At 64.2% G+C, this 22355-nt stretch carries 24 protein-coding genes; 11 read left to right on the top strand and 13 right to left on the bottom strand.

What is annotated here, in order from left to right; translation table 11 throughout:
• Positions 1-35: 35 nt before the first annotated feature.
• Positions 36-1145, bottom strand: coding sequence for a c-type cytochrome (locus E0501_RS03685; protein ID WP_137699983.1), 1110 nt, complete (start codon positions 1143-1145; stop codon positions 36-38).
• Positions 1129-2397, bottom strand: a complete 1269-nt coding sequence (gene soxC, locus E0501_RS03680; protein WP_137699982.1) for a sulfite dehydrogenase — start codon at positions 2395-2397, stop codon at positions 1129-1131. The genes E0501_RS03685 and soxC overlap by 17 nt, the downstream gene beginning before the upstream one ends.
• Positions 2398-2616: 219 nt before the next feature.
• Between soxC and E0501_RS03675 the strand changes: the two genes are divergently transcribed.
• The 3 genes from E0501_RS03675 (at position 2617) to E0501_RS03665 (ending at position 5498) form a co-directional block, all read left to right on the top strand.
• Positions 2617-3699 (top strand): GSCFA domain-containing protein, encoded by a 1083-nt coding sequence (locus tag E0501_RS03675; RefSeq protein WP_137699981.1) that lies wholly within the window; start codon positions 2617-2619, stop codon positions 3697-3699.
• On the top strand, positions 3689-4390 hold the full coding sequence (locus E0501_RS03670; protein ID WP_137699980.1) for a hypothetical protein: 702 nt from the start codon (positions 3689-3691) through the stop codon (positions 4388-4390). Before E0501_RS03675 ends, E0501_RS03670 begins: the two co-directional genes overlap by 11 nt.
• 61 nt (positions 4391-4451) lie before the next feature.
• The gene (locus E0501_RS03665; RefSeq protein ID WP_137699979.1) at positions 4452-5498 is read left to right on the top strand and encodes an NAD(P)/FAD-dependent oxidoreductase; all 1047 of its coding nucleotides are present in this window, start codon (positions 4452-4454) and stop codon (positions 5496-5498) included.
• Positions 5499-5543: 45 nt separating this feature from the next.
• Here E0501_RS03665 and soxB read toward each other — a convergent pair whose 3' ends face one another.
• From soxB to E0501_RS03630, 7 genes are all read right to left on the bottom strand, one after another.
• Entirely contained in the window at positions 5544-7241 is a 1698-nt protein-coding gene (gene soxB, locus E0501_RS03660; protein WP_137699978.1) for a thiosulfohydrolase SoxB, read from the bottom strand.
• Positions 7242-7358: 117 nt separating this feature from the next.
• Entirely contained in the window at positions 7359-8213 is an 855-nt protein-coding gene (gene soxA / locus E0501_RS03655; protein ID WP_137699977.1) for a sulfur oxidation c-type cytochrome SoxA, read from the bottom strand.
• 66 nt (positions 8214-8279) lie between these two features.
• Positions 8280-8609, bottom strand: coding sequence for a thiosulfate oxidation carrier complex protein SoxZ (gene soxZ, locus E0501_RS03650; RefSeq protein ID WP_137699976.1), 330 nt, complete (start codon positions 8607-8609; stop codon positions 8280-8282).
• Between the two features lie 18 nt (positions 8610-8627).
• Positions 8628-9047 carry a thiosulfate oxidation carrier protein SoxY gene (soxY, locus tag E0501_RS03645; protein ID WP_137699975.1) on the bottom strand — a complete coding sequence of 140 codons (420 nt, stop codon included), beginning with the start codon at positions 9045-9047 and terminating at the stop codon, positions 8628-8630.
• Between the two features lie 42 nt (positions 9048-9089).
• A complete protein-coding gene (gene soxX / locus E0501_RS03640; protein ID WP_137699974.1) occupies positions 9090-9563 on the bottom strand; it encodes a sulfur oxidation c-type cytochrome SoxX in 474 nt (157 codons plus the stop codon).
• A gap of 121 nt (positions 9564-9684) precedes the next feature.
• On the bottom strand, positions 9685-10263 hold the full coding sequence (locus tag E0501_RS03635; RefSeq protein WP_137699973.1) for a thioredoxin family protein: 579 nt from the start codon (positions 10261-10263) through the stop codon (positions 9685-9687).
• 15 nt (positions 10264-10278) lie between these two features.
• A complete protein-coding gene (locus E0501_RS03630; protein WP_137699972.1) occupies positions 10279-11016 on the bottom strand; it encodes a cytochrome c biogenesis CcdA family protein in 738 nt (245 codons plus the stop codon).
• Between the two features lie 74 nt (positions 11017-11090).
• Here E0501_RS03630 and E0501_RS03625 point away from each other — a divergent pair, with 74 nt between their 5' ends.
• From E0501_RS03625 to E0501_RS03615, 3 genes are all read left to right on the top strand, one after another.
• Positions 11091-11483: a thioredoxin domain-containing protein gene (locus E0501_RS03625; protein ID WP_170222763.1), complete on the top strand. Its 393-nt coding sequence runs from the start codon at positions 11091-11093 to the stop codon at positions 11481-11483.
• Positions 11484-11584: 101 nt separating this feature from the next.
• Positions 11585-11923 (top strand): ArsR/SmtB family transcription factor, encoded by a 339-nt coding sequence (locus E0501_RS03620; protein WP_137699971.1) that lies wholly within the window; start codon positions 11585-11587, stop codon positions 11921-11923.
• A gap of 54 nt (positions 11924-11977) precedes the next feature.
• Positions 11978-13036 (top strand): YeeE/YedE family protein, encoded by a 1059-nt coding sequence (locus E0501_RS03615; protein WP_137699970.1) that lies wholly within the window; start codon positions 11978-11980, stop codon positions 13034-13036.
• 295 nt (positions 13037-13331) lie between these two features.
• Here E0501_RS03615 and E0501_RS03610 read toward each other — a convergent pair whose 3' ends face one another.
• Complete coding sequence (locus tag E0501_RS03610) at positions 13332-14111, bottom strand: SDR family oxidoreductase (RefSeq protein ID WP_137699969.1); 780 nt, start codon at positions 14109-14111, stop codon at positions 13332-13334.
• Positions 14112-14254: 143 nt separating this feature from the next.
• On the opposite strand from E0501_RS03610, the gene E0501_RS03605 reads away from it, so the two are divergent.
• Positions 14255-15268 (top strand): Hint domain-containing protein, encoded by a 1014-nt coding sequence (locus E0501_RS03605; RefSeq protein WP_137699968.1) that lies wholly within the window; start codon positions 14255-14257, stop codon positions 15266-15268.
• 5 nt (positions 15269-15273) lie between these two features.
• On the opposite strand, the gene E0501_RS03600 is transcribed toward E0501_RS03605, so the two are convergent.
• Positions 15274-15642 (bottom strand): BrnA antitoxin family protein, encoded by a 369-nt coding sequence (locus E0501_RS03600; protein WP_137699967.1) that lies wholly within the window; start codon positions 15640-15642, stop codon positions 15274-15276.
• A gap of 160 nt (positions 15643-15802) precedes the next feature.
• Here E0501_RS03600 and E0501_RS03595 point away from each other — a divergent pair, with 160 nt between their 5' ends.
• From E0501_RS03595 to E0501_RS03580, 4 genes are all read left to right on the top strand, one after another.
• Entirely contained in the window at positions 15803-17410 is a 1608-nt protein-coding gene (locus E0501_RS03595) for a peptide chain release factor 3 (protein ID WP_137699966.1), read from the top strand.
• A complete protein-coding gene (locus E0501_RS03590; protein WP_161594543.1) occupies positions 17407-18312 on the top strand; it encodes a glycosyltransferase family 2 protein in 906 nt (301 codons plus the stop codon). Before E0501_RS03595 ends, E0501_RS03590 begins: the two co-directional genes overlap by 4 nt.
• Entirely contained in the window at positions 18313-19278 is a 966-nt protein-coding gene (locus tag E0501_RS03585) for a glycosyltransferase family 2 protein (RefSeq protein WP_137699964.1), read from the top strand.
• 195 nt (positions 19279-19473) lie between these two features.
• Positions 19474-20889 carry a DEAD/DEAH box helicase gene (locus E0501_RS03580; protein ID WP_137699963.1) on the top strand — a complete coding sequence of 472 codons (1416 nt, stop codon included), beginning with the start codon at positions 19474-19476 and terminating at the stop codon, positions 20887-20889.
• A 4-nt stretch (positions 20890-20893) separates the two neighbouring features.
• On the opposite strand, the gene E0501_RS03575 is transcribed toward E0501_RS03580, so the two are convergent.
• Complete coding sequence (locus E0501_RS03575; RefSeq protein ID WP_137699962.1) at positions 20894-21733, bottom strand: HalD/BesD family halogenase; 840 nt, start codon at positions 21731-21733, stop codon at positions 20894-20896.
• Between the two features lie 117 nt (positions 21734-21850).
• Positions 21851-22324 (bottom strand): DUF4166 domain-containing protein, encoded by a 474-nt coding sequence (locus E0501_RS03570; protein ID WP_161594542.1) that lies wholly within the window; start codon positions 22322-22324, stop codon positions 21851-21853.
• Between the last annotated feature and the right edge of the window lie 31 nt (positions 22325-22355).

The following is a 22355-nucleotide window of genomic DNA, read 5'->3' as shown; positions in this document are numbered from 1 at the left end:
GCGGCCCCCTTCAAAAATTCACAGGTCCAAGCCCCTTATTCGGGGAAGGATTTCAGGTATTCGATCACCGCGGCGATATCGTCTTCCTTTTTCAGACCGGCGAACGACATCTTGGTTTTCTTGATATAGTCGCGCGGCTTGGCCAGGAACTCCGCCAGGTTGTCTTCGGTCCAGACCATGCCCTCATCGGCCATTTCCCGGATCGTTTTCGAGTATTTGAAATCCCCGACATGGGCAAAGGGCGCGCCGACGACACCGTTCAGAACGGGGCCGGTGCGGTTCTTCGCGCCATCGCCCACCTGGTGGCAGGCCTTGCACTTCTTGAAGACCTTCTCACCCGCCTCGACCAGGGCCATGTCCAGCGCCGGCTCGGCTGCCGCTTCCTGGGCGGCGGGCTCTTCGGTGGCTGCCTGCTCTTCGGTCGCTTCCTCGGCGGCCGGCTCTTCCGATGCGGCCGCATCGTCGCCCTCGGCGCTGTATTTCGCCTCGCGGGCCTTGCGGGCCTCGGCGTCTTCCGGCGTCACGTCGATGATGGCGGCACGGGCCGTGATCTCAACGGCATCCTTGCAGTCCGACATGCAGACCTCGGCCTTGGCGAATTCTTTCAGCTCGCCATCGGCACGGTCATCCATGAAGAAGTTCGCTTCGTTCGGCAGCGGCACTTCCAGGAAGTTCTCTTTCGACAGGACGAAATCGTCATCCACCAGGTCATTGAGATACATCAGGTAGGCGACGATGGCATAGACTTCGTCATCGGTCAGGCTCTGCGCATCGCCGAAGGGCATCGCGCGGTGCACGTAATCCCAGACGGTCGACAGGTAGGGCCAGTACGATCCGATGGTCTTCACCGGGCGCTCGTTGGTCAGCGAATCCTGCCCCCCGGCCAGCACCGGCCAGCGGCCCACGGCCTCACCGAAATCGCCGTGGCAGACCGAGCATTTCTCGGAATAGAGCTCTTCGCCATCCATGACCGAACCCGAACCCTCGGGCAGGCCCAGACCATCGGGGCGCACGTCGATATCCCACGCGGCTACCTCATCGGGCGTCGCGGTGCGGCCAAGGCCCAGTTTCTCTGCGGCCACCGGCGTCGCAAGCATCGTCGCTGCGACGGCAGAGGCGGTCAAGGCATTAAGAAATTTCGACATTTTCCGCCTCCCCGTGCTTGTTGACATACCAGGTCTGGATGCCGTTGTTGTGGTAGATCGAGTTGGTGCCGCGATACTTGCGCAGCTCGTCCTTGGTCGGCTGCACGTAACCGGTGCTGTCATGCGCCCGGCTCTGCAGAAGCAGGTCGCTGCCGTCCCAGTCGAACTCGAAATAGAACCGGTGCATCGACTTGTCGAGCGACGGGCCGCTCATGCGTGCCTCGTGCCAGTTCTTGCCGCCGTCGATGGTCACGTCGACCCGCGGAATGGTGCCGCGGCCCGACCACGCCAGGCCGGTCAGAACGGTCGGCCCCTTGCCGTGCAGGATCGGCGCCTGCGGGCTGGGATTGGTGATGACCGATTTCGCGTCCATCTCCCAGGTGAACCGGCGCGCGGTGCCGTCTTCCAGCAGGTCGGTGTATTTGCTGGTTTCCTCGCGGTGGTGCCACGGCTCGTCGCCCACTTCGATGCGGCGCAGCCATTTCACCCACATGTTGCCTTCCCAGCCGGGGACAACCAGGCGCAGCGGATAGCCCTGCTCGGGGCGCAGCGCCTCGCCATTCATCTTCCATGCGACCAGGCAGTCATCCAGCGCCTTCTCGATCGGGATCGAGCGGGTCATGCCCGACGCATCCGCGCCTTCCGGCAGGATCCACTTGCCGTTGGTTTTCACACCGGCTTCTTCCAGCAGGTGCTTCAGCTTCACGCCGGTATACATCACGTTGTGGATCATCCCGTGCGTGAACTGGCAGCCATTCAGCTGCGAACCGCGCCATTCCATGCCGCTGTTTGCCGCGCATTCCAGGAAGTACACGTGGTTTTCCCGCGGGAACCGCATCAGGTCCGCCATGGTAAAGACCAGCGGCGTGTCCACCAGGCCGTTGATCATCAGCCGGTGCTTGGCCGGGTCGATATGCGCCGCGCCACCGTGGTGACGCTCAAAGCACAGGCCATTGGGCGTGATGATGCCGTCCAGCTCGTGCAGCGGGGTAAAGTTGATCGAGCTGACCGGGTCAGCCGTCAGCCATTCCACCGTGCGGCGCTTGACGTGAGATTCGAATTCCGAAGGCTTGCCATAGGGGTTTACGTCCACCCCATCGCCAAGCTCGTTGTTCCAGGGTTGCACCTCGGTGATCAGCGGATCACCGGCAGCGTGCGCTGCTCCCGCGCCCGCCAGGGTTCCTCCCACAGCCGCGGCACCTTTCAGAAAGGCGCGCCGCGAGGGCTTCTTGCCCTTGAAGCTGACCGTCATTGATTCTGCCTCCTGTTTCGCAAACAAATTCCTCATATTGAATTTGTCTTCAGATGAAAACCTACATATTCACATTAGCGAATAAAAAGATGCGTGTCGATGCAACCGCGGCGCCGGTTTTCCTAGAATCCCGCGTATCTATTGACTTGGCGTTACCAAACCCGGACACTTTGTCGTGAGCAGTAAACCGCGAACAATGCGCGGACCGGACAGGTATCCATGGGTCAGGACAATCCGTTTTCCCGCCAGCCGGCCACTGCCTTCTGGCGCACCGGCGTGGCTGAACCGGGCCTCTACCGCTATGAAAACCTGTGGCAAACGGGTTTCTCGCTGCCCGCGAACGTGCAATTCGCCACCTATGGCTCCTGCTTTGCCCAGCATATCAGCCGCGCCCTGGTCTCGCGCGGCCTGGGCTGGGTCAATGCCGAGCCATCGCCCTCGAATTTCCCCGCCGATCTGGAACGGCGGTTCAACTACGGCATCTATTCCGCCCGCACCGCAAACATCTACACCGCCCGCGCACTGGAATGCTGGGTCGCGCTGGCGCGCGATCCTGCGCTCTGCGACGGGATCGAACTCTGGAACGAGGCCGGCCGCACCCGCGACAGCCTGCGCCCGATGATCGAGCCCGACGGCTTCGATGACGAAGACGAATGCCGCCTGATGCTGCGCGGCACCGCCCATGCCTTCCGCCGCTCGGTCGAAGATGCCGATGTCTTCGTCTTCACCATGGGCCTGACCGAAGGGTTCGAAAACGCCGAAACCGGCCAGCCCTACGCGATGTGCCCCGGCACGCTCGCCGGCAATTATGACGAAGCCCGCCACGTCTTTCGCAACTACACCTATCCGCAGATCATGACGGCGATGCAAACTGCGATCGCCGGGCTGCGCGCCATCAATCCCGGCCTGCGCATCATTCTCACCGTCTCGCCGGTCCCGCTCACCGCTACCGCCTCGGGCGATCACGTGCTGGCCGCCACCACCTACTCGAAATCGGTGCTGCGCGCCGTCGCCGGCGACCTGGCCGCGCAGGACGACGCGATCGCCTATTTCCCGTCTTACGAACTCATCGCCACCGCCCCCACCCGGGGCCAGTTCTACGAACCCAACATGCGCTCGGTCTCGCCCTATGGCGTGCAGCTGGTGATGGAACATTTCTTTGCCGGGCTCGATCTCTCCGCCCCGCAGATCAAACGCGCGCCCTCGCGGCTCAAGGCCCGCCAGGCCGCCATCCGCGCCGAGCAGAAGGCCGAAGACCTCGCCTGCGAGGAACAGGCGCTGGAGGCGCAGAATGCCAACTGACCTGATCATCATCGGCGACAGTCATACCCGCGCACTCATCGCCGGGGCGAAGGCGCTCGGGCTCGGGGTGAAATCTCTCACCCTATCGGGCACCGCCTGGTTCGAGGCCGATGTCGAGTTCAGCCGGGAAACCGGCCTCGCCTCGCCCCGGCGCAAATGGGTCGGCCGCAGCGCGGCCAAGCTCGGCGCGGCGCTCGGCCACAACTCGCCCTTCACCGCCGGCCTGCCGGTCATCCTCAGCTGCATGAACCTGGGCCGCATGAACGCCCGCTTCCAGTGGCGCGGCCACGGCTATGCCGGCGATCCGCTCGATCTCGATGCGGGCGATATCCCGGTCTCCCGCGCCGTTTTCCGCGCCTTCATCGAATCCGAACTCGCCCGCCCGCTCGAGCTGATCGCCAACGTGCAGGCGACCGGCTGCGCCCTCACCGTCGCCGCCCCGCCCAACTTCGCCCGCCGCCAGGGCGCGCGCGACGCAACGGCGATCTTTACCGATTGCATCCGCGCCCTCGGCGCAACCTGCTTCAACCCGTGGGAGCACTACGCCCCCGGCACCACCGACCTGCCCAGCGACCACGCCCACCGCGATGGCCGGCACGGCAATGACGCCTATGGCACATGGGCGATGCAGACCATGCTCGCCAACAACCTGATCGCCCTGCCCGCACCGAAGGCCGCCAAACGCGCCTAAACCATTGCCCCGCCCCCGCCGCAGGACTAGCGTCGGCGCATCGCGGCAGGAGACTTGTCCAATGATCATCATCGGCGCAGGCATCGCGGGGCTCTCGCTCGGCTGGCAACTCGCCCGACGCGGCCTGCCCCCCACCGTGATCGACGCAGGCACCATCGGCCAGGGCGCCAGCCACGCCGCTGCCGGCTACCTGCAACCCGGGCTCGATCCCTCGCCGGTTACCGATCTGGAATGGACCAGCCTGCGCGCCACCCCCGGTTTCATCGCCGATCTTCAATCCGAAACCGGGCTTGATGTGGATTTCCGCACCGATGGCCTCCTGCGCATCGGCTATGCCGGGGACGAGGCCCAAATCACCGCCGATCATGACGCCCGCCGCGCCGCCGGCTGGCAGGTCGAACTGATGGACGGCGCCGCCGCCCGCGCGCTGGGACCGGGCCTCTCGCCAGAGATTACCATTGCCTGCTGGCTCAGGGAGGTCAGCTGGGTCGACGGGCGCAAACTCTGCGCCGCTCTGGCCACGGCGATCCGCGCGCGTGGCGGGCAGGTCCTCGAAAACCGCGCCGCGCTGGAAGTCACCTCAGAGAATGGCCGCGTCACTGGCGTGAATACGGCCCAGGGCCCCATGCCGGCCAGCCGCGTCGCGTTGGCCGCCGGCCATGCCTTCGACCGCATCGCCGGCTTGCCCGCCGACCTGCCCGCCTCGCGGCCCGTGCGCGGCGTGATCCTGACGCTGGGCATGCCCGCCCCGCTCTTCACCCGGCTGATCAAGCGCCCCGATGGCATCCTCTGCCCGCGCTCCGATGGCCGCTTGATCGTTGGCGTCACCCGCGTCGAAGGCGACATGCGCGACTATCCCGATGCCGCCTCGGTGCGCGCCCTGCTCGACAGCGCGATCCGCGCCACCCCCGCGCTGGCCGACCTGCCCCTGATCGAGGCCGTGCACGGCTTCCGCCCGTTCCTGCCAGGCGATCAGTTGTTGTTCGGCGCCAGCGACAGCCTCGCCGGCCTCTACCTGTCGATGGGCCACGGCGCCGATGGCTACCTGCGCATGGCCGAAGTCTCGCGCCGCCTGGCCGAGATGATCCTGACCCCTCAAACGACGTAGGCCGGGCTTAAGCCCGGCCTACCCCGAATTCACTTGTTGGCGCGCTTACCCGCCGACAACCTCAACGCTGGTGTTGGGCTCCAGCTTGATCGTGCCCTGCTTCTTGATGTGGCTTTCGATCACGTCCCAGATCTGCGGGCCCTCGGTGCCTTCGTTGACGCTGGCCCAGCCGGCCACGACATAGGTCTTCGCCGGGTCGATCGGTTCGCCGGTCTTCAGCAGCGTCATGTCCGAAATCCGCTCACCCTGCGGCTTGGTCACGTCGATCCGGTATCCCATGCCGCCGATCCGCACCATGTCGCCGCCCTGCTGGTAATAGGGGTCGGGGTTGAACAGGTTGTCGCCCACGTCCTCCAGGATCACGTGGATGAACTCGCCGGTCATCTCGGTGCGATAGGCTTCGCCATAGGTCATCGAACAGACGTTCCAGATATCCTCGCGGGTGATCGCCTGGCCTGGCAGGATGCTCGGGCCCCAGCGCACGCCGGGCGACATGGCGATATCGGCTTCACGCTCCGACATCAGCGCGTCGCAGATCAGGTCGTCCCAGGTGCCGTTGAAGTTGCCCCGGCGATACAGCAGGTCGTCTGTCGTGCCGATCACCTCTTCCAGCTCGGCCTTGAAGGGCGCGCGCTGCTCGTCGATCAGGGCGGCCACCTCCTTGTCGGGCTCGATCACGTCGCTGAAGATCGGGATCAGCTTGTGACGGAAGCCCATCATCCGCCCGTCGCGCACATCCAGGTCGACGCGGCTCACGAACTTGCCGTTCGAGCCCGACGCGATGATGATGGTGTCGCCCACCAGCACCGGCTCGGGCAGCGCGTCATGGGTGTGGCCCGACAGGATCACGTCAATGCCTGTCACGCGGCTTGCCATCTTCTTGTCCACGTCGAAGCCGTTGTGGCTCAGGCAGACAACCAGCTCGGCACCGGCGGCGCGGGCCTCGTCCACCATCTCCTGCATACGCTCGTCACGGATGCCGAACGAATATTCGGGGAACATCCAGCGCGGGTTGGCGATCGGCATATAGGGGAAGGCCTGGCCGATCACGGCGATCTGCACGCCGCCGCGCTCGAACATCTTCCAGCTTTCGAAATCCTCCGCCGGCTCGTCCCACTCGGCGTCGAAAATGTTCTGGCCCAGCGCGGCAAAGGGCAAGCCCTCGACCAGCTCGCGCACCCGCTCGCTGCCCAGCGTGAATTCCCAGTGGAAGGTCATCGCATCGGGCTTCAGCGCGTTCATCACGTTGACCACGTCCTGGCCTTCGGTGTGATAGCAGGTGTAAGAGCCGTGCCAGGTGTCGCCGCCATCCAGCAGCAGCGCATCGGGGCGGTCGGCGCGGATCGCGTTGATCACGGTGGCGACGCGGTCCATGCCGCCCACCCGGCCATAGGCCTGCGCCAGCGACGAGAAATCATTGTAGGTCAGCGCATAGGCCGACGGGCTGCCATCCTCGATACCGTAAAGCTTGCGGAACTCGGCGCCGGTGATATGCGGCACCTGGCCCCGCGCGTCGCCCACGCCCAGGTTGATCTCGGGCTCGCGGAAATAGACCGGCTTCAGCTGCGCGTGAATATCGGTGATGTGGATCAGGCTCACGTTGCCGAACGTGTCGAACTGCAGCAGGTCATCCTGCGTCAGCGCCTGTTGTGCGGCCAGGCGGGCCCAGTTTCCGAAACCGCTGGCGCCCACCATGGCCGATGCGGCCATGCTGACCTGAAGAAAATCGCGACGTGAGATCATGTTGCGGGCCCTTTCCTGGCTGTTTCTCGTGTTGCGCGGGACATATGCACAACATTGAATTTGTTACAATAGAAAAAGGCCCGCCCGGCACTCATGCCAGGCGGGCCCTCGATCTGTTTAGTTGCGGACCGACGGGCCCTCGATGCCCAGGCCCATGCCGCGGCTCATCACGTAAAGCTCAAGCGCGATGAACTCGTCGCTGCCCGGGCTGAAGGTGTGCGCGCGGGTATCGCGGATGCACCCCTTGAAGCGCGAATGCACGCCGTTCAGCTTGGCATTTTTCAGACGGTAGGTCGGGAAACCGTTGATCTGGCCCTGGCTCAGGTGGTCGGCCCGGATCATGTTGCCATAGTTGAGCTCGTGGCAGGACGCACAGCTCAGCTCAAGCTGGCCGTAGCGTGTGTAGTAGATTTCCTTGCCCTTTTCCCAGAACGGCGCCGCCGGGCCGTCGATGGCCACGTTCACCGGCATGCCACGCGACTGGCTGGCAATCATCGCTTCCACGTTGATCGCGCTGCCGGCATCGTATTTCCACGCCTCGGCGCCCATCCGCTCGGTGCGGCACTCGTTCATTTTCATCTGAACGGTCATCAGCGTGCCGGCCTTCTCGTCATACTTGGGATAGGACGCCTTCACGCCCTTCATGCTCTCGGCCGGATCGCCGTGGCAATCGGCACAGGACTTGCCCTCGGTGCCCGCCGCGGTGTTCCAGATTTCCATGCCCGCTTCGGCGCCCAGCATACCGGGGTTGTCGAAGTCGTCCATTTCCATGGCCTGGGTGTCGTCATTACGGAAATGCCAGCCCGACATTACCTCGCTCAGCGCGCCATCCAGGTGCGCCGCCGGCTCGACCTTGGTCGTGACCTCGATCTCGCCGTTGATGACCAGCTTGTCGTCGTCCGCGTCAGCTGCCCCCAGCGTGGGAATGGCAAGTGCGACCGCGGCGATGACCGACAAAGTCTTGAATTTCATTCGGTTTCCTCCCTTGAAAACGCCTTGCCCTTCTGCGGGGCAAGGCGCCCGATATTCCCGATCAGATCAGCCGACCTTGACCGATTTCGTGTCTTCGTAGACCGAGCCGTCATCGTCGTACCAAGTGAACTTCAGATCACCGGCTTCCGGGATGGTGGCTTCGAACTCGAAATACGGGTTGGTCGAAATCGACGGCTGCATCGTCACGTCGATGACGTTCTTGCCGTTGAAATCGCAGGTAAAGCGGTTGATGATCGAACGCGGGATCAGGTTCCCGTCCTTGTCCTTGCGCAGGCCCGATTCCATCTTGTGGCTGATCAGGGTCTTGATCGTCACGACCTCGCCGGCTTCGGCCGACTTCGGCGCTTTCACGCGGGGTTTAACACCTTCTGCCATATCTCTGATCTCCTCTGATTAGCCGCCGCAGCCGCCGATGGTGACTTTCACGTTCTTCGACGCCTTGGCAAAGCTGCCATCGGCCATCTTGGCAACCGCCATAACATCCTGCGTGCCCGCAAGACGGATCCGGGTCGAAGCCGAGCTCGAACCAGCCAGCTCACCAAAGTTGAAGGTGGCGACGTTCGGGTTCGGGTTGCCGGCCGCGATCAGCAGGATTGCCGATGCGCCCTCAGCGCTCACCGATACCGGAACGGTGTTGCCGTTCTCGGCGATTTCCGGGGCATCCAGATTTACGCCGCCGTCTGCAACGGCAGCACCGCCGGTGAACTCGGCGATCAGGTCATCGGCCGCGGCCGCGCTCAGGCGCAGCGGAAGGGCCGTCAGGGCAACAGCACCGGCACCCAGCGCCAGCGTATCGCGTCTCGAGAATTCCATATCTCTCTCCTCAGATAGTGTCAGTTTCGGCCCGCGCCCGTCTTACTCTTTCAGAGTCGACAGATACGCGACCACGTCTTCGATTTGCTCCGCGCTCAGCAACGGCCCGAACGAGTCGTCCGCCGCCTTGCCGGTATAGGCATTGCCCGGGCGGATGAAGCCATCGACCTTGTAATAGCCCGGCATCACGGTGCCCTCGAACGTCATCTTCGAGTTCACGAGAATGCCGCGCAGCTGCGCTTCGTCCCAGCGGTCGCCGACACCGGTCAGTTCCGGGCCCACGTTGCCCGGGAACGGTGCATCGACCGATGCGATCATGTGGCAGGCGATGCAGTTGCCCAGCTTCTTCGAGGAATAGACCTTGAAGCCCTCCTCGGGGTTGCCCGGCTTGCCGGTCAGCGACATGTCCACGCCGCCATCCTCGTTGAATTTGACGTCCTGCGGGGCCACAACCCCTTCGGCCATTGCCGATCCGGCCACCAAAGCCGCCGCCAATGTCATAGTCGTAAGCTTCATGATTCCTCCCTTACGTAACCTTTATTGAGTTCAGGTCATCTGTGTGCACACTATTTCAGACGCGCATCGGAACGCAACATCAAATTCAAAATGGTGAATTTGCGCCGCGCAATTTTCTTGCTCAGTCCGCGCCCTTTTCTTGTCGTTCCTTAAACATCCGGGCGTGGTAACGCTGGAAATCCTCGCCATTGTCAAGTTCATAGCGTTTTTCGTTGACCCAGACGAACATGTCATAAGTGGTGTGGAACCCGAAGGCCCCCGGCATCGTCGCAACCGACGCCTGAACGGCGGTTTTGCCCTCTTCCACCTCTTCAGGCAGGAAGATCAGCGTCGGCGTAAAGAGAATCCCCCACTTGCGCATCAGCTCCGATTGCTCGGCCTCTTCGCCGTCGAAATCCACCGCGACGTCGTTGCCGTGCAGGTTCATCTGCACCACGAAGTAGTTCTCGCCGATATAGTCCGACAATTCGGGGATCACATAGACCTCTTCATGCATCTTCTTGCAGTAGATGCAGCCCCGCTGCTCCACGAACAGAACCAGCCGCTTGCCTTCCGCCTTGGCCTCGGCCAGGTCCTCACGCAGGTCCTTGAAGGTGTCGCGCATCCACGGCTGCTTGTGCAGCCCATCATCGCCGATCTCGGCCGCCGCTCCCGTGGCGAGCCCCGCCAGCATCATCAGTGCCATCAGAATACGTTTCATCCGCTGTCTCCCTGATCACCCGAGATTGCCGAAGCTCGGGACGTTTTCGATCATCCAGTTGGAAATGATATTCACCGTATCGGTTGCGATGAGGATGGCAAAGACAATCAGCATCACCCCCATCACTTTCTCGACATAGACCATCTTGGCCCGGTGCCGCTGCATCCACGCCAGGAAGGGCCGCGCGAAAAACGCGGCGATCACGAAGGGCGCCGTCATCCCCAGCCCGAATACCGCCAGCAGAAGCGCGCCCTTGGAAATGTCGCCCATGCCGCTCGCGATCATCAGGATCGAGGCCAGCACCGGCCCCACGCAGGCCGTCCAGCCGAACCCGAAGGCCAGCCCCATCACATAGGCGCCCAGAACTGTCGTCGGATCGCTTTTCGATTCCATGCGCGCCTCGCGCATCAGGAACCCGATCCGGATGATGCCCAGGAAATGCAGCCCGAAGACAAAGATCACCGCCGCGGCGACATAGGCCAGCGTCGATTTCCACTCGGCAAAGGCCTGGCCCAGCGCGGTGGCGCCCATCCCCATCAGCATGAAGATCGTCGTCACCCCCAGCGCGAACATGATCGCCGACGTCACCAGCCGCCGCTGCGCGCCCGGGGCGATCTCGCCATCGCCGCGCAGCTCGGCCATGGAAATCCCGGCCATGTAACTCAGGTAGAAAGGAACCATGGGCAGAATGCACGGAGTAAAAAACGCGCCCAAGCCTGCCAGCAGCGCACCGAAATACGTGATATCCAGCACCGCTGGCCCCCTCCCTTGTGAAAAACACATTATCAGATTATGATGTGTGCAACATTTGGTCAATCAGGTGCATCATGCTCAAACGCGCTGCACTTCGCCTTACGGCATTTTTCTGGATCGGGCTGGCAGCGCCACTTGCCGCCGCAGAGCTTATCATGGTCGAGCAACCCGGGTGCGGCTATTGCGAAACCTGGCATCGCCTGATCGGACCGATTTATTCCAAAACCGAAGAAGGCGCCTTTGCCCCGCTGCGCCAGGTCCACTTCAAGGACGGCGCGCCCGACGGGGTGAGCTTTGCCCGCAAAGTACTCTACACGCCCACGTTCATCCTGGTCGAGGACGGCGCTGAAATCGGACGAATCGAGGGCTACCCGGGCGAAGATTTCTTCTGGGGCCTGCTGAAGATGATGCTTGAAGAGAAGACGGACTTTACCGGTGCCGGGAAACCGGACCAGAAAAACGGATAAACCAAAGCGTGCCGCCAAGGCACCACGACAGTGAAGAAACAATACGAACGGAGCGCACCGGCCGCCAGCCGGACCGGTGATGCAAGAGGGGTGAAAGTGACATGGGCCTGCCCGTATTCGACAAGGACCTGAGCGAGGAAGAGCTCGACCGCTTCGTCGCCAACGCGACCACGGCTTCGAACTTCCTCAAGACCGTCAGCCATGAAGGCCGGCTGATGATCCTGTGCCACCTCGTTACCGGCGAGAAATCGGTGACCGAGCTGGAAGATCTGCTTTCGGCCCGCCAAGCGGCGGTTTCCCAACAGCTGTCCCGCCTCCGGCTCGAAGGTCTCGTGGTTCCCCGCCGCGAGGGCAAGGCGATCTATTACCGCTTGGCCGACAATCGCCCCAAGCGTATACTCGAACTCGTTTACGAGCTGTTCTGCGACGACGACTGCTGATCCGGCCTCCGGTCGGCACCGCCGCCGCGGCGCGGCGGGTTTTGGGGGACCTTCATGCTCGACATCATCGGCGACAACGCCTTCGTTGCGCTCGCCGGGCTCTTCGGCGGCATCCTTCTGGGGCTGGCCGCCCGGCTCGGACGATTCTGCACCATGGGCGCGATCGAGGACCTGCTCTATGGCGGCTCGTCGATCCGGATGCGGATGTGGGTACTGGCCATCGGCATCGCCATCATGGGCACATTCGGGCTCACCGCGGCGGGTATGCTCGTTCCCGAACAAAGCTTCTATCTCTCGATTCGCTGGATGCCACTCGCCTCGATCCTGGGCGGGCTCATCTTCGGTTATGGCATGGCGCTTGCGGGAAATTGCGGCTACGGCTCGATCGCGCGCCTGGGCGGCGGTGACCTGCGCGCCTTCGTCATCGTGCTGGTGATGGGCATGTCGGCCTATATCGTGCTCTCGGGTCCGCTCGCCGGGCTGCGTGTCTGGGCCTTCCCGCAAGAGGACGTGGTGGGCGACATGGCCCCGGGCATCGCCCATGCGCTCGCGGCCTGGACCGGTGCGTCTCTGCCGGTGCTCGGCATCGTGATCGGCGCCCTGATCGCGCTCGGCGCGCTCGCCTCGCGTGAGTTTCTCGCCCGCCCGAAATCCATCTTCTGGGCCGCGGTGGTCGGGCTTGCCATAATCTCCGGCTGGGCCGGATCGGCCTATGTGGCAATGACCGGCTTCGAACCCGTGCCGGTGGTCTCGCATTCCTTCTCGGCGCCGGTGGGCGAAACGCTTTTGTGGTTCATGACCGCCTCGGCCCGCCTGCCCTCCTTTGCCGTGGGCTCGGTCACCGGCGTCGTTGTCGGGGCGTTCATCGGCTCAGGCCTCAAGGGGCATTTCCGCTGGGAAGCCTGCGAAGACCCGCGCGAACTCAAGCGCCAGATCCTCGGCGCGGCACTGATGGGCGCAGGCGCGGTCATTGCCATGGGCTGCACCGTGGGCCAGGGCCTGTCGGCTTTCTCGGTGCTCAGCTTCTCGGCCCCGGTGACCTTTGCCGCTATCTTCGCCGGCGCCGCCCTCGGCCTGCGGCAGCTGATCGAGGGGTTCCAGCCCGCCGAATAAGGGATTGCGCCGCGCAAGCGCGTCGCGGCGGGGCCTCGGCCAGGCCTTGGCCAACCGTGGCGCATCAGCGCGGGCGCCGATCCCGAACGCGCCGTGGACTTTGAGTATTTTCACCAAGAAAGAGCGGCAGCGGGCGGGCGGCACCCGACGCCTTCGCGCGTCTCTTTCTTGGCCGAAATACTCATCTGGCCCGCCCCTAACCCGCGCGCCGCGGCCTCGGCTCAGCCCCCGCCCGTGGCGCGCGGCGGGTGGGTGGGCGGGGCCGCGCGCCACGGGCGGGCCGGCGGCAGGGGCCTTACATCGACAGGTTGGTCGCGCCGCCATCCAGCAGCACGTTCTGCCCGACGATGAAGCCCGCGTGCTGCGAACACAGGAAGGCGCAGGTCTGGCCGAATTCCGCGGCCGTGCCATAGCGCCCGACCGGGATCGTCGCCTGCCGCGCGGCCTGGATCTCGGCGATGTCGCGCCCTTCGGTCTTGGCGGCATGGGTGTCCATCTGCACGATCCGGTCTGTGGCATGAATCCCCGGCAGCAGGTTGTTGATCGTCACGCCGCTGCCCGCCACCTGACGCGCCGTGCCCGCGACATAGCCGGTAAGCCCGGCACGCGCCGAATTCGACAGCCCCAGCACCCCGATCGGCGCCTTGACCGAAACCGAGGTGATGTTGACGATCCGGCCCCAGCCGCGCTCCATCATCCCCGGCAGGCAGGCCTTGATCAGCGCGATCGGCGTCAGCATGTTGGCATCCAGCGCCTTGACGAAATCCTCGCGCTCCCAGTCGTACCACATGCCCGGCGGCGGCCCGCCGGCGTTGTTGACCAGGATATCCACGTCTCCCGCGGCCTCCAGAACCGCCGCGCGGCCTTCTTCGCTGACGATATCGGCGGCCACCGTCGTCACCTCGACACCGTGGCGCGCACGGATCTCCTCGGCGGCAGCCTCCAGCACATCGGCGCTGCGCGCGTTCATCACCAGGTTCACCCCTGCCTCGGCCAGCGCCTCGGCACAGCCGCGCCCGAGCCCCTTTGAACTGGCGCAGACGATCGCCTTTTTCCCTATGATCCCCAGATCCATGGCTTCACTCCCCTTCGTGATTCCCTGCCGACTAAAGCCCACTCCGCGTTCCATTGCCAGCAAATCACCGGGGCGTTGACCCGATCCTGCCACAATCCTACGCTACGTCGCGTGTTGTTGAGACCAGTCAGGATGTTGTTGCGATGACCCCCGGCCCCAGCCGCCCGGCCCATTCCCTTCCCGTCTACAGCTCGGCCATGCTGCCCGCGGTGAACGGCGCCAACATGGGCGATGGTCTCTCCTTCGCTGATGAACTGGTGCTCGAAGACAGCTATGCGCTGGCCTACGGGGCCGAATTGGGCCGGCTTTCGCTGCATGCCGGCGATGACGGCCGCTTCGTGATCGCCGACGATACAGCGCTTGGCGCGCCCGGGGCCACCGTCGTGCTCGACAGCTGTCTCACCCTGATGACGCGCGACAGCCAGGTGAGCGAACTCCTGGTGCTGGTCGAGGTCGACGCCGAGGGCAACGCCGCCGAGATCTACGGCCTGCCCCTCGCGCCGCTCCACCCCAAGACCGATTACCTGCTCGTCGGGATCGAGCGCGACACCGCGCTTTCGCGCTTTGCCCAGGTGGCCTGCGTGTCCTTCACCCGGGGCAAGCATATCGCGCTGGCCACCGGCGAACAGCGCCCGATCCAGGATCTGCGGGTCGGCGACCGGGTGCTGACCCGCGATGACGGCCCGCAGGAAATTCGCTGGATCGGCCAGCACACCGTGCGCGCCGTGGGCGAGTTTGCCCCCATCGTCATCACCGCCGGCACGCTGCATAACGTGCGCGAACTCATTGTCTCGCCCGATCACCGGCTGTTCATATACCAACGCTCCGACCGGATCGGGGCGGGCCGGTCCGAGGTTCTGGTCAAGGCCCGCCACCTGGTGAACGGCGACAGCGTCCGCGTCCAGGATGGCGGCTTCGTCGACTATTTCCAGCTGCTCTTCGACCGGCACCAGATCATCTTTGCCGAAGGTATCGCCGCCGAGACACTGCTGATCGACCCGCGCACGCGCTCGGCCCTGCCCCGAGACCTGGCCGAGAAGATGGCCGCCTCCCTGCCGCGGCACGGCGACGCCGCGCATCTCGATTTCGAGATCGGGCGCAAGCTGCTCGACCGACCCGATGCCGCCGAACTGCTGCGCCGCGCCACCACGCGCTGAAACGCCTAACCCCGGTCGCGCCGCGCCGGGCTCATCTCGGCCATCCGTTCGATATATTCCACGAAGGGCGGCGCCAGCGCGTCCTCGTCCCAATGCGCCTTGATCCGCCCCGCGATCAGCGCCTCCCAGTAGATCCGCAGCACCGCGTTGATCCGCCGCCCGTATCCCGGGCCCAGCTTGCGGAACCAGCGCACCATGTCCGCATCCAACCGGATCGTCACACGTTCCTTGACCGGCGGCAGCGGCTCGCGCGAGGCCAGACCGTTCCAGTCCTCGGGCAGCGACCGATCGACCCAGGCCTCGGCCAGGTCGGCCTGCAGCCGCCGCAACTCCTCGATCATCCGCGCGTCCGCCATCCGTTTCATCTCGCTCATCTCAGGGCTCCTCGGCCATTAACCTTGTGGCAAGGCTTAGACGGCAAAGGTTAATGCCCGCCGACCCGATCGCAAGGCAGCCGGATGTCAGCCGGGCGGTGCACGCCGATCACCCCCTCTTTTCTTGCCTTTGCTCAAAACCTTACCTATACGCCCGCTCATGCTTGACGCCGCTCCAAACCGCCCCGCTCTGCCGCCCGAAATCGCGCGGCGCCGTACCTTTGCGATCATCTCGCACCCCGATGCGGGCAAGACGACGCTGACCGAGAAATTCCTGCTTTACGGCGGCGCCATCCAGATGGCCGGACAGGTCCGCGCCAAGGGCGAGGCCCGGCGCACCCGGTCGGATTTCATGAAGATGGAACAGGATCGCGGCATTTCCGTCTCCGCCTCGGCAATGTCGTTTGATTTCAAGACGTTCCGCTTCAACCTTGTCGACACACCCGGTCACTCGGACTTCTCCGAGGACACCTATCGCACGCTTACGGCAGTGGATGCCGCGATCATGGTGATCGACGGCGCGAAAGGCGTGGAAAGCCAGACGCAGAAGCTCTTCGAAGTCTGCCGCCTGCGCGACCTGCCGATCCTGACCTTCTGCAACAAGATGGACCGCGAGAGCCGCGACACCTTTGATATCATTGACGAAATCCAGGAAAACCTGGCCATCGACGTCACCCCGGCCTCCTGGCCGATCGGCATGGGGCGCGATTTCCTGGGCTGCTACGACATGCTGGGCGACCGGCTGGAACTGATGGACCGGGCCGATCGCAACCGCGTCGCGGAATCGATTGAAATCAAGGGTCTGGACGATCCCAAGCTGGCCGAGCACGTGCCCGCCGACCTGCTCGAACAGCTGCGCGAAGAGGTCGAAATGGCGCGCGAACTTCTGCCCGCGCTCGATCCGAAATCGGTGCTCGAAGGGCACATGACGCCGATCTGGTTCGGCTCCGCGATCAACTCGTTCGGGGTCAAGGAACTGATGGACGGCATCGCCACCTACGGCCCCGAACCGCAACCCCAATCCGCCGAGCCGCGCCAGATTATGCCCGAGGAATCAAAGGTTTCCGGCTTCGTCTTCAAGGTTCAGGCAAACATGGATCCAAAGCACCGCGACCGGGTTGCCTTTGTCCGGCTGGCCTCGGGCCATTTCAAACGCGGCATGAAACTCACCCATGTGCGCACCAAAAAGCCGATGGCGATTTCCAACCCGGTGCTGTTCCTCGCCTCGGATCGCGAACTGGCCGAAGAGGCCTGGGCCGGCGACATCATCGGCATTCCAAACCACGGCCAGTTGCGCATCGGCGACACCTTGACCGAGGGCGAGGCGCTGCGCGTCACCGGCATCCCCTCCTTTGCGCCGGAGCTGCTGCAAGGCGTCCGCGCCACCGACCCGATGAAGGCCAAGCACCTGGAAAAAGCGCTGATGCAATTCGCCGAGGAAGGCGCCGCCAAGGTATTCAAACCGGCGATCGGTTCGGGCTTCATCGTCGGCGTTGTCGGCGCCCTGCAATTCGAGGTGCTGGCAAGCCGGATCGAGCTGGAATACGGCATCCCCGTGCGCTTCGAACAATCGCAGTTCACCAGCGCCCGCTGGGTGAGCGGCGACCGCCAGGCCGTTGATAAGTTTGCCAATACCAACAAGCAGCACATCGCCCACGACCATGACGGCGACATCGTCTATCTCACCCGCCTGCAATGGGATATCGACCGGGTCGAGCGCGATTATCCGGATGTGAAACTCTCCGCCACCAAGGAGATGATGGTGTGAGCCCATCCTGGGGGATCGTCACCACGGTGAAGGCCCCCCTTGGCGAGATTGCCCGCTTCGCCGCCCATCACATCGCCCTTGGCGCGGCGCGTATCCATCTCTTTCTCGATGCGCCAACGCCTGGGATCCACCGGCTCACCCATCCGGCACTGCGCGTCCTTGACGGCACGCAGGACGCCGCCGAAATCCACCGCCGGCAGATGGCCAATGCCGCCCGCGCCTATGCCGCAACCGATGTCACATGGCTGGCCCATATCGACGCCGATGAATTCATCCTCGCCGATATGCCCGTGGCCGATGCGCTGGCCGCCCTGCCCCGCGATATCGCCCAGGCCCGCATGATGCCGGCCGAGCTTCTGGCCCCCGTCGCCCCCGGCACCACCAGCCATTTCAAACTGCCGCCGCAGGCCGCCGGCCAGCCCCGCGCCGTGCTGGAAGAGCTCTACCCCGACTACGGCCTGCACCTGCGCAACGGCCTGATCAGCCATGGCGAAGGCAAGGCGTTCTTCCGCACCGGCCTCGCCGACGCGCGCCCCGGCATCCACGCCCTCCTGCTGCCCGGCCAGCGCCGCGCGCCCGAACAGCGGCTGGACCGCATCCGCCTCGGCCATGCCCACGCGCCCAGTTGGGACGCGTTCCACCGAAACCTGCCCACCCGCCGCGCCAACGGCTCCTATTCAGCCGCCCGGGACGGGCAGTTAAGCCTTTCGGAACTTTTCGATGCCATCGTGCAGACCACGGGCGACTCCGGCTTTCGGGATTTCTTCGATACCGTCTGCACCGCCACGCCCGCCCACCTCGCCGCGCTTGCCTCGCGCGGGATGCTGCTGTCGCGGGACTTGCGGCTTGACGCCAAAGCGCGGAAACTCTTTCCGCAGTTGGTTGACGAGGATTGGCACTGAATGGCGCAGGATCAGCTTCGCTGGGGCATCGTCTCCACCATCAAGGCCCCCCTGCAAGAGATTGCCGATTTCGCAGCCTATCACCTCGATCTCGGTGCACACCGTCTGTTTCTCTATCTCGACGATGACAACCCGGATGCCTTCGAGGCGCTGAAGAAGCACCCCAAGATCCGCGTCTTCAAGGCCGACGCCGCCAACTGGCGCAGCGACAACCGCCCGGCCAAGCACCAGGCCCGCCAAAGCGCCAACGCGCGCCACGCCTACCGCCGCAAGGCCGGCGAAATCGACTGGCTCGCACATATCGACGTCGATGAGTTTCTATGGCCTGCCAGTGACTTGTCCGGACAACTTGCAGCACTTCCCGCAACCTGCCTCTGCGCCCGCATCCGCCCGGTCGAGGCGCTGTCGACCGACGGTATTACCGACATCCCCCCGGGCCAGACTATCTTCAAGGCGATGACCAACAACCGGGCCCAGCGCCAGCGCGAGACCGAGGCGATCTACCCCACCTTCGGCGCGTTTCTCAACGGCGGCTTCCTCTCCCATGTCGCGGGCAAACTCTTCATCCGCACCGGGATCGACGGGCTCGGCATCAAGATCCACAACATCCAGCTGGGCGAAGATCAGAACCCCGGCCAGGTCGAACTCACCGGAACCGAGCTGTGCCACATGCACGCCCAAAGCTGGCAGGCCTGGATGAAAACTTACCGCTACCGGCTCGAACAGGGCTCCTACCGCCCCTCTCTCGCCCCCAACCGCGCGCGCGACATGGGCGGCATGACCATGCACGAGCTGTTCCGCTTCCTCGAAGACAGCGAAGGCGAAGCGGGCCTGCGCCGCTTCTATGACGAGGTCTGCCTTGCCACGCCCGACCTGCGCGCCCGCCTGAGCGCGCAGGGCCTCCTGCGCAGCTACGCGCTCGGCCTCGACGCGAAACGCGCACGCCATTTCCCCGAACTTGCCTAGGCATTGTTTCGCATCCGGCACCAATTCCGCCATGCGCGGCCTATTGCCCGCTGATTGCGAGGTGCAATTGACGATAACGCCTTATTTCGCTATGTCGGCTGCGTGGGTCACGCATGTGGAAAAACCACGGGGCCACCCGGGCCCGACCCAAACCAGACGCTACGGGCCAGACGTGTCCGTAAACCACGGATACACATGACAAAATTTTCCGAGCTAAAGCTCCACCCGAAGGTTCTCAAGGCCGTTGAAGAGGCCGGATACGAAACGCCGACCCCGATTCAGGAAGGGGCCATCCCCCCCGCCCTCGAAGGCCGCGATGTCCTTGGCATCGCCCAGACCGGCACCGGCAAGACTGCCAGTTTCACCCTGCCGATGATCACCATGCTGGCCCGCGGCCGCGCCCGTGCGCGCATGCCGCGCAGCCTCGTGCTCTGCCCCACGCGCGAACTCGCCGCACAGGTAGCCGAAAACTTCGACATCTATGCCAAGCACGTGAAGCTCACCAAGGCGCTGCTCATTGGCGGTGTCAGCTTCAAGGAACAGGACGCGCTGATCGACAAGGGCGTCGACGTTCTGATCGCCACGCCGGGCCGCCTGCTCGACCATTTCGAACGCGGCAAGCTGCTCTTGACCGGCGTACAGATCATGGTGGTGGACGAGGCCGACCGCATGCTCGACATGGGCTTCATCCCCGATATCGAGCGTATCTTCTCGCTCACCCCCTTCACCCGGCAGACGCTCTTCTTCTCGGCCACCATGGCGCCCGAGATCGAACGCATCACCAACACCTTCCTGTCCGCCCCCGCGCGGATCGAGGTGGCCCGCCAGGCCACAGCCTCCGAGACGATCGAACAGGGCGTGGTGATGTTCAAACCCTCGCGCCGCGACCGCGCCGACAGCGAAAAACGCAAGCTCCTGCGCGCGCTCATCGACGCCGAGGGCGAGAAACTGACCAATGCCATCGTCTTCTGCAACCGCAAGTCGGATGTGGATATCGTCGCGAAATCGCTCAAGAAATACGGCTACGATGCAGCCCCCATCCATGGCGACCTGGATCAGAGCCAGCGCACGCGCACGCTCGAAGGCTTCCGCAACGGCGAACTGAAACTGCTCATCGCCTCCGATGTCGCCGCCCGCGGGCTCGACGTGCCCTCGGTCTCCCACGTCTTCAACTTCGACGTCCCCGGCCATGCCGAGGATTACGTTCACCGCATCGGCCGCACCGGCCGCGCCGGCCGCGAAGGCAAGGCGATCACGCTGTGCGGGCCCCGGGACGAGAAAAACCTCGAAGATGTCGAACGCCTGATCGAAAAACAGATCCCGCGCCTCGACAACCCGGTCGCCGGCGCCGCGCCCGCCGCGGAAGAACCGCAGCGCGAGGCCGAAAAACCAAAGCGCAGCCGCGCGAAATCCGACGACAAGCGCGAGCGCGACACCCGCAAGGAAGACAAGCCGCGCGAGGCGCGCGCCGAAAAGGACGACACCCGCAAGGATGAACCGCGCAGCCAGCCGCGCCGGGGCAAGAAGGACGACGGCAACAAGGTCGTCGGCATGGGCGACCACATGCCCGGCTTCATCGCGATGAGTTTCGACGAACGCCGCGCAGACTGACACCTCAGTCGATCAGCGTGTCCGCCCGCAGCCCGGCGCGTTGAAGATGGATCGGAAGCACCCGTCCATAAAGCTGGCGCGTCCGCTCGGGCGCGCCCACCATGTCCGGTTCCTCGACATAGGAAAAGATCGCCACGTAGCGCCGGCGCTTGCCTGAAAGCGGCGCAACTCGGTGCAGGCTGTAGCGGCCCTTGAATATCTGCAGGTCTCCGGGTTCCAGAACCAGCTGGCGCACCTGGTCGGATGTGCCATCCTGCACCTTCGCCACCTCGTCGAAATTCTCGTTCCGCGCGTCCCGAATACTCGCAGAATATTCGAACTCGCCCCCACCCTCGGCGTTCTGCAACGCCAGAGTGACGGTGAAGTTGTTGGTGTCGAAATGCCAGGGAAAGCCGTTGCCCTCCTCCGCCATGTTGACGATCACATCGGCCAGAGGATCGGCATAGCGGAAAAACCGCGCCTTCGGTTCATCCAGGCATTCGCGGATGAAGTCGTCAAACCCGGGCGCATCATGCACCGCCCGGATCGGCCCGCCCCTGGCGAAATTGTCCGCCGGGATGAAACTGTTCGAGCGCTCATAGAACCGCCGCCGGGGGTCTGCCTCCGGCAGGTTCGGATCATCAGCGGTGAAATAGACGTTGGTGCGATTGAACGACCGATGCGCGCCGGGCGATGCCGCATCGGCCTCGGCCACCGCCGCGGCCACCCCTTGCGGGGTCACGAACCCCTTCAACACCGCGCAGCCGTCGCGCGCCAGATCGCTCCTGACCCGCGCCAGAAGCGCCTCCCGGGCCGCGCCCTTCTGGTGAATCGGATAGCGGTCGAGATCAATGAACGATGCCATGGCTTCCTCCCCTGATGCCTGACTCAAGGGAATCCCAGGACGGTTTTCCGGGCTTTGCCCGCAGCGACGCGAGACCTGTCGCATTTCACCCCGCGGCAACGGCACACTATGCCAAGGCTAGTCCGCCGGCCGCACCACCCCGTGATACTGCACCAGCCGCCCGATCAGCGGAAAATCGGCATGGGAATAGAATTCGAAACCGCCATCGTCGCTTTCCCCCTCCCATGTCTCGATTCTGGGCCCCAATATCCTGGGCAGCGGCAGCGCCATGAACGACCAGCGTTCAAAGTCCCAGTACATCCGATCATTTTCAACCCGAAGCCGGAACCCGAAGCGAAACGGTGAAAATCGTTCATCCAGCGTCCCGTCCGGTGCGGGAAAGAAGCTCGAGGCAAACCTGCGTGCGCCGAACCTGCGCTGCCACCGGTCACGCCCCTCGACGAGTGACAGCCAGATTTCCACGTCCTGCGCCGCGCCCAGATCCGGAAACCCGAACCAGCTTCGGATCAACCCGGCCAGCCAATGCCGCGCCCCGCCCGAAAAGGCCGTGCCGCGATAATGCTGATGGGCGTGATCGTGAAAGTCCCGCACCGCTCCCGGCAGACGATCATACTCCTTGCCC

Origin of the sequence: Marimonas lutisalis (assembly GCF_005434965.1) — a bacterium.
Classification (GTDB): Bacteria; Pseudomonadota; Alphaproteobacteria; order Rhodobacterales; family Rhodobacteraceae; genus Marimonas_A; species Marimonas_A lutisalis.
Note: the sequence above shows the minus strand (reverse complement) of the source record. Positions and strands in the feature narration are given on the sequence as shown.